This window comes from Paenibacillus lutrae, from assembly GCF_009757775.1.
Taxonomy (GTDB): domain Bacteria; phylum Bacillota; class Bacilli; order Paenibacillales; family NBRC-103111; genus Paenibacillus_F; species Paenibacillus_F lutrae.
Genome location: NZ_RHLK01000003.1, coordinates 358,782 through 373,005 on the forward strand (window position 1 = coordinate 358,782; position 14,224 = coordinate 373,005).

General features: G+C 47.8%; 14 protein-coding genes. All 14 read right to left on the bottom strand.

What is annotated here, in order from left to right:
* Window positions 1–2: 2 nt before the first annotated feature.
* Entirely contained in the window at window positions 3–830 is an 828-nt protein-coding gene (locus EDM21_RS07695) for a hypothetical protein (protein ID WP_157334385.1), read from the bottom strand.
* 389 nt (window positions 831–1,219) lie between these two features.
* On the bottom strand, window positions 1,220–2,341 hold the full coding sequence (gene rpoD / locus EDM21_RS07700; RefSeq protein ID WP_068774388.1) for an RNA polymerase sigma factor RpoD: 1,122 nt from the start codon (window positions 2,339–2,341) through the stop codon (window positions 1,220–1,222).
* Between the two features lie 40 nt (window positions 2,342–2,381).
* The gene (gene dnaG / locus EDM21_RS07705) at window positions 2,382–4,208 is read right to left on the bottom strand and encodes a DNA primase (RefSeq protein ID WP_157334387.1); all 1,827 of its coding nucleotides are present in this window, start codon (window positions 4,206–4,208) and stop codon (window positions 2,382–2,384) included.
* 60 nt (window positions 4,209–4,268) lie between these two features.
* A complete protein-coding gene (locus tag EDM21_RS07710) occupies window positions 4,269–4,739 on the bottom strand; it encodes a YaiI/YqxD family protein (protein WP_420850648.1) in 471 nt (156 codons plus the stop codon).
* 82 nt (window positions 4,740–4,821) lie between these two features.
* Window positions 4,822–5,649, bottom strand: coding sequence for a pyruvate, water dikinase regulatory protein (locus tag EDM21_RS07715; RefSeq protein WP_157334388.1), 828 nt, complete (start codon window positions 5,647–5,649; stop codon window positions 4,822–4,824).
* 199 nt (window positions 5,650–5,848) lie between these two features.
* Entirely contained in the window at window positions 5,849–6,598 is a 750-nt protein-coding gene (gene recO, locus EDM21_RS07720) for a DNA repair protein RecO (protein WP_068774384.1), read from the bottom strand.
* Between the two features lie 55 nt (window positions 6,599–6,653).
* The gene (locus EDM21_RS07725; protein ID WP_157334390.1) at window positions 6,654–6,800 is read right to left on the bottom strand and encodes a YqzL family protein; all 147 of its coding nucleotides are present in this window, start codon (window positions 6,798–6,800) and stop codon (window positions 6,654–6,656) included.
* Between the two features lie 108 nt (window positions 6,801–6,908).
* Window positions 6,909–7,808: a GTPase Era gene (gene era, locus EDM21_RS07730; RefSeq protein WP_157334391.1), complete on the bottom strand. Its 900-nt coding sequence runs from the start codon at window positions 7,806–7,808 to the stop codon at window positions 6,909–6,911.
* A 115-nt stretch (window positions 7,809–7,923) separates the two neighbouring features.
* Complete coding sequence (locus EDM21_RS07735; protein ID WP_157334392.1) at window positions 7,924–8,625, bottom strand: diacylglycerol kinase; 702 nt, start codon at window positions 8,623–8,625, stop codon at window positions 7,924–7,926.
* Window positions 8,622–9,158 (bottom strand): rRNA maturation RNase YbeY, encoded by a 537-nt coding sequence (ybeY, locus tag EDM21_RS07740; RefSeq protein WP_166541888.1) that lies wholly within the window; start codon window positions 9,156–9,158, stop codon window positions 8,622–8,624. Before ybeY ends, EDM21_RS07735 begins: the two co-directional genes overlap by 4 nt.
* 33 nt (window positions 9,159–9,191) lie before the next feature.
* Complete coding sequence (locus EDM21_RS07745) at window positions 9,192–11,414, bottom strand: HD family phosphohydrolase (RefSeq protein ID WP_157334926.1); 2,223 nt, start codon at window positions 11,412–11,414, stop codon at window positions 9,192–9,194.
* A 40-nt stretch (window positions 11,415–11,454) separates the two neighbouring features.
* Complete coding sequence (locus tag EDM21_RS07750) at window positions 11,455–12,426, bottom strand: PhoH family protein (protein WP_157334393.1); 972 nt, start codon at window positions 12,424–12,426, stop codon at window positions 11,455–11,457.
* Between the two features lie 6 nt (window positions 12,427–12,432).
* Entirely contained in the window at window positions 12,433–13,623 is a 1,191-nt protein-coding gene (gene yqfD, locus EDM21_RS07755; protein WP_166541889.1) for a sporulation protein YqfD, read from the bottom strand.
* 25 nt (window positions 13,624–13,648) lie between these two features.
* Entirely contained in the window at window positions 13,649–13,927 is a 279-nt protein-coding gene (gene yqfC, locus EDM21_RS07760) for a sporulation protein YqfC (protein ID WP_068774378.1), read from the bottom strand.
* Window positions 13,928–14,224 lie beyond the last annotated feature (297 nt).

The following is a 14,224-nucleotide window of genomic DNA, read 5'->3' on the forward strand; positions in this document are numbered from 1 at the left end:
ATTTATGCAACCCATTCCGTCCAATTTTTCCGGTAGGCAAAAAGAGCGACTCCGGCCGCTGCCACTTTTCCGACTAATGAAAGTTGAAGCAGCTGCTCGGCCGAAGTTCCCCAGGCAAGTCCAAACAATTCTGGAGCGAACCAGACTGTTGCACCTGCCAGAAGCATAACCACTCCCGGCTTTTTCCAGCGGTGCTGGATCAGCCAGCCTCCCCACATCAGTACAAAACTGATCGGCAGCCATCCAAGCTGAAGCTTGTACCAGGTTGCCGGTTCCAGCCTGTCGCTGAGTATAAATCCGTATGTAACGAGAAGACCTATCCAGCCGCAGTACTGCAGCATCGGGAATTTCCCGGCCAGTCCGGCCAGCAGCCACACGGCACCGCAAAGCGCTATGAAAATGCCGACCGGCAGCTGCTGTCCCAATCCGTTGGCATACAGAATCCAGACCCCGAAGCCAATTAACGAAGCGGAAGCAATGCCGGATGACAAATGCGCTTTAAGAGGCGTTTCATCTTTTTGCCGGAAACTGATTATATACCAACATACAACAAAAACAGCGGAAACGCCAATTTGCAATGAAATTCCAAAAGAGTTAAAATTGAGAAGCGTTAAAGACAACGCCATAACACCGAATACAGCTGCCAGCCAGAATTTCCAATGGCTCGTACGTATGGATTTGGCCGATATTCCAAATACCCGTTTGGATGGTTCTTGTCCATCCTCCATATACAAATTAAGGAGAAAATCGCAGTATTGAGCCGGAAGCAGTTTGGATCTGCGCCACTGCTCGATTTCCTTTACGATAAGAGCTCTTTTGTCTTGTTCCATTCGCTTCACCTTCCCAAGAACTTTATCGGTCGGCTGCAGTCTTAACTTGAGAAGGAATTACTGCCGAGTTTTTATCCGCTGAATGTTCGCCAACATACATATATTTCGATCGCTGAACATGAAGGTGCAGCACGTGCCGGCTTATAGATTCAATAACCAACCGTCAAATATACCCCGTGCATAAGAGCCGACGTATCTGCCTATGCGTGAATGAAGAGGAGCCAACCTAAGAAGAATGAAGAATGAAGAATGATAACCTCCGTAAGCTGCCCCTAAACCTTACCGCATCGTCCAGACATTCGTTACCGTTCTTATCAAGCAGCATGCACAAATGATGCGTTTTAGCAGAAAAGAAAGAAACCCGCCGGATGGCGGGTACAAGTTACGGGCTACTCGAGAAAATCTTTCAACCGTTTACTGCGGCTAGGATGTCTCAGTTTACGAAGCGCTTTGGCTTCAATCTGACGAATCCTTTCGCGGGTAACTCCGAATACTTTGCCCACTTCTTCCAGCGTCCGGGTCCGCCCGTCATCCAGGCCGAAACGCAGACGGAGAACATTCTCCTCACGCTCAGTCAGTGTATCAAGCACATCCTCAAGCTGTTCTTTCAAGAGCTCGTAAGCCGCTGCATCTGCCGGAGCAAGTGCTTCCTGGTCCTCAATGAAATCACCCAGATGTGAATCATCTTCCTCGCCGATCGGTGTTTCGAGCGAGACAGGCTCTTGGGCAATCTTCATAATTTCCCGGACTTTATCGGTACTGAGTTCCATTTCTTTGGCGATTTCCTCTGGAGTAGGTTCGCGTCCGAGTTCTTGGAGCAGTTGACGAGACACACGGATCAATTTGTTGATCGTCTCGACCATATGAACCGGGATCCGGATCGTTCTGGCCTGGTCCGCAATGGCACGCGTAATCGCTTGACGGATCCACCATGTCGCGTACGTACTGAACTTGAAGCCTTTGTTATGATCGAATTTCTCAACCGCTTTAATCAAGCCCATATTGCCTTCCTGAATCAGATCCAGGAAAAGCATCCCGCGGCCGACATAGCGTTTGGCGATACTGACAACGAGACGGAGGTTTGCTTCCGCCAAGCGGCGCTTCGCTTCTTCGTCACCCTCATTAATGCGCTTGGCCAAGCCCACTTCATCATCGGCAGAGAGAAGCGGAACACGGCCGATTTCTTTCAGATACATACGGACAGGATCATTAATTTTAATGCCTGGCGGTAGAGTCAGATCATCTTCAAAACTGAATTCCTCATTGTCCTGATCGTCCGACTTCGGTCTTCCTTCTTCTTCATCGGATTCGTTTCCAACATCAATACCCATTTCAGATAATTGTTCAAAGAACTCATCAATCTGTTCCGGATCTTGATCGTAAGGAGCCAACCGTTCCGTAATATCTTTATAAGTGAGTGAGGAACGTTTCTTGCCTAATTCAATGAGCTGATCCTTTACTTGCTCCAAGGTCAACTCGGTTTCGATATCAGTATGTTGATCGTTCGCCATAATCCAACTCCCTCCTCCCTAGATTATCCGGAACCTTTCGTTACGATAACTTAAGCTGTTTCTCTAGGGCAATGATTTCACTAAGAATTTGTGCGGCCTGCAATGGATCTCCCGAGCGCTCCGCACGGACCATTTCTTCTCTTTTTTTCACTATTTCCTGTTGCTTCGGGTATTTTTTGATTTCTTTAATGTAATCATCAATAACCGTTTCATTAATGCCATGTCTTGCACCGATCATCGCGATAGAACTAGCCAAAGATTCGAGTTTGTCATCCTGCAGCATAGCCATATACCGGCTTACATTAGGCATGGGGTTCTGAGCGTAAAAAGCATATAAATAAGCTGCAAGAACCGCATGGGCATCCACGTTAAATTCATCGCCTAGCCGCTCCTCCACATGGGCACATACGTCCTGATCGTGCATCATAATGGCAAGCAGTTGTCGTTCCGCGTTGTGATAAGCCGGATAAAGAGGCGTCTTTGGCTTTTCCTTCCTATTCTGCCTACCATTATTCCACGGAGCGTCGATATTATCCCTGAACGTGAGGTTTTTTTCGCTTTTGGTCCGGTGATTGGCAAGATCTTGCTTAAGGGACTCGTAGGATGTGTCGAATTCCGATGCCAGTTGTTTTAAATAATGTTCACGTTCGATAGAACTCAGATCCGCAATCATCTTCAGAGCTGTCTGCTGGTAACGCAGCCGATCCCCTTCCTCTTGGAGGCGGAAATGCCGGCGGACGTAGTGCAGCTTGTATTTGATCGAGGGTGCGGCATATTCGATAATATCCCGTACAAATCGCTCGGCGCCGTATGCGGTAATAAATTCATCCGGATCTTTGGCATCCGGCAGCATAGCCACTTTTACTTCCAATCCGGCTTGTTCGAGCAGCGGAATAGCTTTATAAGCCGCATTCTGGCCCGCTGAGTCTCCGTCATAACAGATGACAACTTTTCCTGCGTTGCGCCGGATCACTTCAGCATGCTCCGGTGTAAGTGCGGTGCCCATTGTTCCGACCCCGTGCTTTACTCCGGCTTCCCACGCTTTTACCACGTCCATATAACCCTCAAACAGAACCATGGTATTCGTTTTCCGAATATGCGGACGTGCCTGATGAAAGTTGTACAGCACCCGGCTTTTGTTAAACAGCATCGTTTCGGGGCTATTTAAATATTTGGGCTGTACCTCACCTGTAGCCCGGCCGCCGAAAGCGATCACCTTGCCTTGAGCGTCCCAGATCGGGAAAATTACCCGGTCCCGGAACTTATCGATATATCCGTCCCCTTCCGAACGTGCGGATATCAGCCCGCCGCGCTCCATAAGCGGAAGATCATAACCCGCTTTCTGCAGCTGCTGGACAAGCGTATCCCACATCGCGGGAGCATATCCGATTTGAAAACTATCGATCAATTTATCCGACATCTGCCGGCGTCGCACATAATCCAGCGCATTTTTACCTTGATCGGTGTTCATTAGAATGTAACGGTACAGCTTGGCCGCTTTCTCGTAGGCTTCAAGCAGCTTGGACCGGTCCATCTGCTGGGGATTTTGTCCCAGGTTAGAGTCTTCCCAGGTAACGGGAATTCCCGCTTCTTCCGCAAGATGGCTGACTGCCTCACCGAACGAGTACCCTTCGATTTCCCGAAGAAATTGAAACATATTCCCTCCCGATCCGCATCCGAAACAATGATAAATTTGTTTCTCAGGCGTAACGGTAAAGGAAGGTGTCTTCTCCGAGTGAAAAGGACAAAGCCCTTTCAGGTAGTGGCCTTGTTTGGTCAAATGGACGTATTTGCCGATAACATCGGCGATGTCATGTCGCTGCAGAACAGCTTCAATCACTTCATCCGGGATGCGTCCGTAACCCATTTCCCCCACCTTCAATCCTTAAAAAAAGCTTCATGTGCGGTAAACAACTATACGTATTCGCTAAACAGGCCTATTCTCCTGCAAACGACGTAAAACTTTTGTCAAACCATGTAGAAAAAATTCTCTATCTTTACTTGTGAAGGGCTTAGGTCCCTTGGAATGTTTACCTCCACGGCGTAGTTTTCCTTGGGTATGTCGCCTGTCGAGCAGAAAATCAATGGTCTGATTCGTATACTCCTGACCCCGGTTAGATAAGCAAACCGCTCCCTTACCTAAACCGATAGCAGCCAGTCCGAAATCTTGCGTTACCAGTACATCTCCACGGTGGATATGGTTAGCAATAAACAAATCGACGGATTGATCCGAGCGGTCTACCTGTACGATCTGAACTCCTTCCTGCTCTTGAAGCCGGTGATCAAAAGAAGCCACCATAAGAACACGAACCGAATATCGTAAAGCAACCTGTACGATCTCGTTTTTGACGGGACATGCATCCGCGTCTACGATGATCTGAAAAGAAGAAATGACAATAAATAAAGCCCCCGATTCTTACTTAAGTTCTTCCGTACTATTATATACGCGGAACACCCGAAAAATCCTGCCTCTTGTGTGCTTAAGATAAATTAGGGCTGCGCCGGATGTGTTCGAGAACCAGACTGGCCGTTTCTTCGACTGCTCGGTTCGATACATCGATCACCTTACACCCGATTCGGTCCAATACCTTGCTTGCAAAATCCAACTCTTTTTTAATACGTTCCGCATTGGCATAAGTTGCATTGGAAGCTAATCCAAGGGTACGCAATCTTTCCCTGCGGATCGCATTTAATTTGTCGGGATCAATAAGAAGTCCGATAACCTTATTCTTAGGTACACGGAAAATAATTTCGGGAGGCTGCATTTCAGGCACGAGCGGTACATTAGCCACTTTATATTTTTTGTGGGCTAAGTACATCGACAGCGGCGTTTTAGACGTGCGGGATACGCCGACCAGAACGATATCCGCTTTGACAACCCCGCTAAAGTCACGGCCATCATCGTACTTAACAGCAAACTCAATAGCTTCTACTTTACGGAAATAATCTTCATCCAGGGGATGATTCCCGCCAGGCAGATGACTGGCTTTTCGATTGAAAGCCTTCTCGAACGTATGGATGAGCGGTCCAAGCAAATCAACGAAAGCAAACCCGGCCTGTTCAGCCCGGGTCGTTAAATAATCACGCAATTCAGGAATAACCAGCGTAAACGCAATGACTCCCTGCTGCTTGGATACTTTATCGAGAAGCCTGTCAATCTCTTGTTTATCGTGAACAAAAGGCACTCGTTCGATAATAATAGGCGCAGGGTAAAATTGTAAGGCAACTGCATTGACAACCGATTCGCCCGTCTCTCCAATGGCATCGGAGACCACATAGACGATGACCGGATTGTTCGTTGAATTCATAGCTTTCCCTCCCTGTACCAAATGACGGAAAGGACGACAAAAGAACCGTCGGGAGCTTCGAATGCCAAGGCATCCCGTATACGAGAAGATTAAAAACCCTTCCTCCAGTTTCACCCACGGCTTGCATCTATGAACGAGCATCCATTTCCGTATAAACCATATCCACTTACTATAGGGAATGAACTTACAAAAGTCAAACCTACAAATCGTATTTATCCATCTGATCGAGGAAGCTCCGCGCTTTCCATTTAATGCCTACATGAGCATCCATATAAAGCCGCATGGAATGCTTGAGCTGCGCTTTAGTCGAGTCTTTCACGTTTACGTTTCCGATTCGGCGCAAATCAACTTGCTGCAAAAGCCTCATCAGCCTGAGGGTGCTATCCGCTACTGGGGCCGCGTAGTGATCCTGTCTGCGGCAATTGATGCAGGCGGCCCCTCCAAGACTGACACTGAATGCCGACAGCTCATCTGTACGTTCGCAGGAAGCACATCTATCCAGAATCGGCGTATAGCCTGCCAATGCCAGCATTTTGAGTTCAAAAACATGCGCGACAATTTGCATATCCTTGTCCTGTTCAATCGCCAGTAAACCTGCTTCCAACTGGTCAAATAAGAACAAGCTGCGGTCTTCTTCTCCTAACATGCGATCGACCATTTCGACCAGATAGGACGCATACGCAGATTTGTAAAGATCTTCTCTGAGCTTATGATGAGGCTCGATGATTTCGCCACTGTTGAGTGAGGCGAGCTGCTGGCCTTGTCTGAAAAACACGTAATCTCCATTGGTAAACAACTGGGTTACGGCACCGAGCCTGCTTTTCACTTTCTTAGCTCCGCGCGCCATAACCCCCACTTTACCGAGTTCACGCGTATACAGTGTAATGATTTTATTGCCTTCTCCATAGTCCATACTACGAAGCACAATCCCTTGCACACGGTTCAGCATTATTCATACGCTTCCTTCCCGAAGCGTGAACCAGACTCACGTTCTTATGTGTTCCTCAGGCTTCTACCGGTTCCAATGCCATCCGCTCGAATGTTTCAGACTCTTCCGCACCGGTATCGGGACTTGGAGCCAAATCTTTGTAGAGCATATATGCATCTACATCTCCGGTTGTACAGAAATATTGCCACGTAAAATCTCTCATGCGGATCATCCTCTCCTGGAATCTCAATATTGATGATTACCCTTAAGATGAGCCCGCCGAAGCAGATTATACGAAGCAATTATTGGAACAACCGCAGTCGCGGCGAATTTATTCGTTACGGAAACCCAAATCACGCAGAACACGTTCCTGGTTCCGCCAATCTTTTTTAACCTTGACCCATAATTCAAGGAATGTTTTGGATCCAAGCAGCGTTTCGATATCATGTCTGGCCTGTTTGCCTATTTCTTTGAGCAAGGCACCACGCTTGCCGATAATGATCCCTTTCTGGGAATCACGTTCCACGTAAATAACAGCCGAAATATGAACAACCCCATTGGGTTCTACCTTCATGTCCTCGATAGCTACCGCAATGGAATGCGGGATTTCTTCCCGGGTGAGATGCAGAATTTTCTCCCTAACCAGCTCTGCACATACAAACTGTTCGGGATGATCCGTAAGCTGGTCAGCCGGGTAATATTGAGGTCCTTCCGGTAAATAACGGACAATCTGCTCGAGCATGGTCGTTACATTGTTGCCTAGAAGAGCAGATACCGGTACGATCTCCGCAAAATCATACAGATTTTTATAGGTTGTGATGATAGGCAAGAGCTGTTCCGGGTGCACCTGATCAATTTTATTAAGAATTAGAATAACCGGTGTCTTGATGGACTTCAGCTGTTCAATGATATAGCGGTCTCCGCCGCCAATTCCTTCCGCCACATCGACCAGGAAAAGAATCGCATCCACTTCACTTAATGTTCCGTGAGCGACTTTCATCATATAATCGCCCAGCTTCGAATTAGGTCTGTGTATCCCCGGCGTATCAAGAAATACAATTTGCGACTGATCTGTTGTATACACGCCATGAATCTTGTTCCGCGTGGTTTGCGGCTTATCTGACATGATGGCGATTTTCTGGCCGATAACCTGGTTCATTAAGGTCGATTTACCTACGTTGGGACGTCCAATAATAGAGACGAAACCCGATTTGAATTTTTCTTTAGTCATGCTGTTCATGTTCCTCCTATTGCTCGTAAAAGATTATTCTTCATGATATAAAAGAGCCGTGTCCACCTTAAAGTGTGACTACGGCCGTAAACATCTGCATGAGCTTCCGTGAAATTCAGCTCCATCCTCGCCACATCCATGCGATCAGGGTGATGGCAATGCCGATCACAGCTCCCAGCAGCATCGAGGGCAGGGCCCTATGTTTTTTCTCTGCCAGTACCATAAGAGCAAGTCCAGCTAGAGTATAAGAAAGCAGGGTAACAATCGTTTGGCCGGACAGGGCTGAGATCAAGGTTGCCAGTGCGGTTAATACCGCCGATAGCAGACTAGGTCTCACCAGCTTACCCCTATCGCTGAAACGCGTTTCAATAACTAGAGTCACGAGCATAACGAGTGCCACTAACGTCCATACCATTCCTGGCATGTTAGCAGAAGCCGTACTTTGCGCTTGTCTCAACAACCGGTCTACCGGCCCGTAGAAGACGACTATCCCGACAACAATTGCGAATAACGCTGCCGCCAAGACGGCCCCGGCGGCTGTATCTTTAGCGATTTTGGCTAAGGGATGCTGCTCCGGCATGGCCAGATCAACCGCTTTCTCTACCGCGGTATTGATTAGTTCGGTCATCACCACCAGCACTACGGCCAGCAGCAGGAAGAGCACGTCCCAATGAGGCAGACCTAGAATTACCGACGCGAAAAAAACTAGAAAAGCGACAAAAAAATGAAACTTCATATTGCGCTGAGTATCAAATGCATATTTAATTCCTTCATACGCGAAGCGGAAACCCCGCAAAAAGCGGCGGAAAGAACTCAACGGGTAAGCCCCGCTTGCTGCAGAATTTGCTCCTGCTTAGCGAACATCTGCTGTTCAGCCTCTTCATTGTCATGGTCATAGCCTACCAGATGCAGGAATCCGTGAACAAACAGGAAACCAAGTTCACGTTCCACGGAATGTCCGTACTCCTCCGCCTGGGCAGCGGCCCGCGGCACAGAAATGACGATATCCCCTAATGGTTCTTCAAAACCTTCTTCATCTTCTGTATTCTCAGAATCAGAGGTTACATCCTCATCTTCGTCTTCCTCTTCTTCTCCGTAAATAATGGCAATCTCGTCTTCACCCTTCTCCAGCATGGCGAAAGACAAAACGTCTGTCGGGCGGTCGATGCCCCTGTATGTCCGGTTTAACTCATGTATGCTCTCATCGTCCACAAAGGTTAAAGCCACTTCTCCGTCCTCAATGCCTTCGGCCTTACCGGCCAGACGTAATAATTCCTTCAACTTGTCCGCAAATTTAGGATCAACCGGTAAAACATCTTGTTCATCGTTCCATGCTAATACTAATGCCACTACTATCCCTCCTAATTGATTCGTCTTAGACTGTTATTTTTCTTTGGCAGGAAGTTCGCTCGGATACTCAATCCGTGAGTGGAAAATACCAAGCAGAGACTCATTCAGCGTCTTGGCAATGGTATCCAGTTCTTTCAAGGTGAGATCGCAATCGTTAAATTGCCCGTCGTCGAGCCTTGATTTAATAATTTTGCGCACCATCGTATCGATTTGTTCGATCGTCGGATTGCGCAGGGACCTGACAGCCGCTTCTACACAGTCCGCTATGCCGACGACAGCCGCTTCCTTCGACTGAGCCTTGGGCCCTTCATAGCGGAAGTCTATTTCTTCGATCTCACGACCTTCTTCTTCCGCCTGTTTTCTTGCTTTGTGATAGAAGAAAGTCAGCAGTGTCGTTCCATGGTGCTGCTCAGCAATATCGCGAATCGGTTTAGGAATGTTATATTCCTTCAACATTTCCACACCATCGCGGGCATGTGCAGTTATAATCGATTTGCTCAGAGCCGGTTCGATTTTATCGTGCGGATTCTCAATGTTCGTCTGATTCTCGATAAAATAACTCGGCCGTTTGGTCTTTCCGATATCATGATAATAAGATCCTACCCGGCATAAAAGCCCGTCTGCCCCAATCGACTCGGCAGCCGATTCCGCCAGATTCCCTACCATGATGCTGTGATGATAAGTACCCGGAGTTTCCGTGAGCAGTTTCCTCAGCAGCGGATGATTGGGATTGGAAAGTTCTACGAGCTTCAGCGGTGAAAGGATACCAAAAGCTGTTTCAAAGAAAGGCAGCAACCCGATCACGAATACCGCTGTAAGAATACCGCTGGCCGCTGCGAAAGAAAGCGAGAATAACATATCCCTGCGCGTAATACTGTCTTCCAGCAGGATCAGCGAAATGATCGTCATCATCGCAATAAAGGAAATGACTACCCCCGCTTTCAAAATACTTGAACGCTGGCTCGCCTTTTGAATCACAAAGACAGAAGCAAAGCAGATCACAAGCGTTACCAGACCATAACGGTAATCAAACAATTGAGTACCGTGCATATTGAAAATAATACTCGACATGATACTGAACAATACGCTCGCGACAAAAGCAAGCTGACTGTTCAGCAAGATCGTAATCAGCATGCTGCCGATTGCCACAGGCGCTAAATAACCGATATAAGGATAGTCAGGATTCTGGCCCAGTGCCACTATTTTCATGGTCAGAATATTAATGGCAAAGATAAGCACAAACATGAGCAGCTGAGCATTGTTCGTTCTTATAGAGAGTGAGCTTTGGCGTATAAACAAATAAATCATCAGGGTTAGAATAAACACCAGAAGAATAAGACCAACATGAGGCCAATAGTTCGTCTTTTCCTTCAAAAGCTCTGCGGTTTTGAGGCGTTTATAAATCTCATCTGTAATTATATCGCCTTTACTGACAATCACATCACCCTGGTTGATATAAACAGGTTTCACAGTTTCACGCTCTTGCGCACGTTTATCTTCCGTTGCTTTCTGATCCAGAAATTTGTTCGGAGTAATAACAACTCGGACAATCTCCTGAACAAGTTCACGCAGCGTATTCTTCGAAAGATCGGAAGAATTGACGAGCTCCGCTACTTTGGCTCTGGCCGTCTGCGCGTCCGTAACCTGATCAATCATTAGTTTGGAAACAATTTCCCGGGTAATAGGAATCATTGCAGCCACATCTTCCTTCGTCAGACGAGGGAATTTGTAATAAACTTCTTCCGGAATCCGATACTGCTGTTCGCCTAGTTTGGTTCTTATTTCGTCAATAAAGGCCTGGTTGTCGAAATTACTGTCGCTTATACTTCTAAGAGCCTGTTTCTCTATGTCCGCTATGATGATCGTTATTGCTGTGCGATATACGTTTACCCGATCTTCAAACTTCACATCCGGATCTGCATTAATTTGCAAAATCCGGTTATAGATTGATTCCACCATAGCTTCATTTCGAAGATTTACGACTTTATAAACCGGAGGCACCTTCTTGACCGCATCTTCCTTGGCTTTCTCCGTGGCTACTGAATTCTCAAGCTGCTTGGGCGCATAGATGGTTCTCTCAGCAGTCGAACCCAGCGTGATATCAAATGTTTGGGGGACAAGCCTTGAGAACAACGATACGTAGCAAATCAATACAATGGCGAAAAGCAGAAGCAAGCGTGCCGGAAAACTTGTCCTCCAGCCGCTTAGCTTATTGTTATTTGTTTTGAAATCCTGCATGGTCACTTCTTTTTTCATGATGAAGGTCATTCCTCTCTTGCCTCTTCGTTCCCGTAAATCAACCCGAAATTAGCGAGTCGTCATTATAAGCGACGATGATTTTTTGAACCAAGGAATGACGGACAACATCCTGCTCCGCGAAGGTGATAAAACCAAGTTCTTCAATGCCGTTCAGAATGCGCTGAGCTTCAATTAAACCCGAAGTTTTGCCGCGGGGCAAATCGATCTGTGTCACATCACCGGTAACGACCATCTTCGAACCGAATCCGAGACGGGTCAGAAACATTTTCATCTGCTCGGGCGTCGTATTCTGCGCTTCATCCAGAATAATAAACGAATCATCAAGCGTACGCCCGCGCATATATGCCAGTGGAGCGATTTCAATCAAGCCGCGTTCCAGGGATTTAGCTACCTGTTCAGGTCCCAGCACGTCGTTAAGAGCATCATACAACGGCCGCAAATAAGGGTCAACCTTTTCCTGCAGGTCACCCGGCAAGAATCCCAGACTTTCTCCCGCTTCTACGGCAGGGCGTGTCAGTACAATCCGCTTTACTCTGGATTCCTTAAGGGCTTTTACGGCAAGAACAACTGCCAGATACGTCTTCCCCGTACCCGCCGGTCCGATCCCGAATACAATATCTTTCTTTTGTATAGTAGAAACATACTGTTTTTGTCCAATCGTTTTGACACGGATAGGCTTCCCTTTAAAAGTTGTGGTGATTTCTCCCTTGAAAAGTTCCAGCAGCTGGTCCGCTTTCATTTGTTTAGCGAGTTCCACCGCATACAGAACATCACGCTCTGTCAGCGGATATTGGTTGCGCACCAATTCCAGCAGCACTTCGAATAAGTGCTCCAATTTGCGGACTTCTTCCGCGCTCCCCTGTATCGTAAGCTCTGCATCACGCGTGAAAATCTTTGCGTTCATTTCCTGTTCGATCAGGTGCAGAAAGCGGTCCTGTGGACCGAATACGGCCTGAGCTTCCGATGTGTTAGACAACTCTAATTTAACAGTCTTTGCGTATTCTCCCAAAAGGTCTCATTCTCCTTGCTTTACGATAGGTTGCTCTTGCATAATAAATTCTTCTACCTCAAAATGCACTTCCATATAAACTTTACCATTCTCTGTTTTTTCATGCAAAATTTTTTCGCTGACGATGCGCGCTTCCCGTCCGCCTTCTGATAAAATATCGGCGCGGGCCTGCTCCAATCCCATTCCTTTGGCTTCGGCCGGTTCCATCTGTCGTTCAACCGTTTCCGACGCAAGAAGCTTCTCGCTCAGCCATCCCACCGGAAGCTTGAATGTGCGCCATTGCAAGGTGGTATGCTCAGGAACCGTCACGTATTGCTGGAAAGGCAGCTTGCCGTAACCGCTCACTTGAATGCCCTGGGAACCCAGAACAAGGTACCGCCGCGTTTTGCTCTCTCCCGTATAGGTCTGATAAGTCTGAACCAGCGGAACCTCAATCTTCGATACATACCAGACGATGCCTTTAACATATCCGTCCGCAACCACAATGGATTGGTGAGTTTCATCCCCGAGCGTACCTGAAATAAGCACGTCCCCTTTACGGACATATGTATTGGGCTGGACTAGCGGGCGTCCTCTCTTCGCCTGAATTTCTGTTACCACCGCATGCTTGCCCGCTACCAGGTTACGCGGGCTCACCAGAGGCTTTTCTTCAGGTTTGTCCGCTTCGACGACCTTGATGGTTACCTGCGTCCCGTTAATTTCAACTCCAACCCACGATGTCCCTTCCAGACGTGTCTGGAGCTGATAAGAGAGCTTCTCGGAATCCGGCATGCGCGGCTTCCACTGATAAGGATAAAGCCCCTCCTGCTTGGCTGCATCCAGAATCGCCTGTGTCCTTATTGATACGTTACCTTCGACCTTAACGTTCCAAACAAAGGAAGATAGAAAATAAAGCGCAGCGACAAACAGGACAGCGCCAATAGCAAAAGTCTTACGCTTGGACCATTTTCTCGCGGCGAAAGGAAGGCCTTCACGCTTTTGCACATGTATACGGCAGCCTGTCTCTTTCAAAAGCGGACGAAGACGCAGCGCATCCCGGCCGGGAATGCTGATCTGCACCTTGTCTTCACCTGATACCCTTATATCCCATAAAGCGAAACCTTGTGCCAGTGCCCGGTTAATGAGTTCCGCACCACTTTTGCCCTGCACCTCAAGTCTGACATAACCCCGAATCCACCGCACCACTTCCGATTGCACCCGAAGCGCCCCTTTCCAATCCGGTTTACGGCATATATTTGATGTCTGCTATAATCCCCTCGATCAAAACTTCCTCGGACAAAATGGCACGAATAACCAGTTCCTGACCGGTTACCTCCAGCCTTCCTTTCGTCAACTGCAGGCGCAGCATTTCGCTTGAGAAATGAAGGACGCCGCAGTGGTTCTCCACATACAGCTGGACATTGCCAATCATCGTAATCCTCGGGATGTCTTGTACGACATCCTGAGGCAGGTCGAGCATATTGGCGGTCAGTTGCTTCCACTTTTGCGTGAGCCGGCGCATCCTCTCTCGTCCCTCCCAGCCATTGCCCGTCAGTGCATAAGCATGCAGGCGTATGTTCTAAAGACATGCTCTTTTAGACCGCTGCTTTTTCCAATCTATGCGGCTCCGGAAAGTTTTATGAGCTTATTGCCTGCAATTGTTCTCTAAAAAGTTGGTGTTGGGCAAAATTTGAGTTGCGTGACGGACACGGTGACGGACACGGTGACGGACACGGTGACGGACACGGTGACGGACACGGTGACGGACACGGTGACGGACACGGTGACGGACACGGTGACGGACACGGTGACGGACACG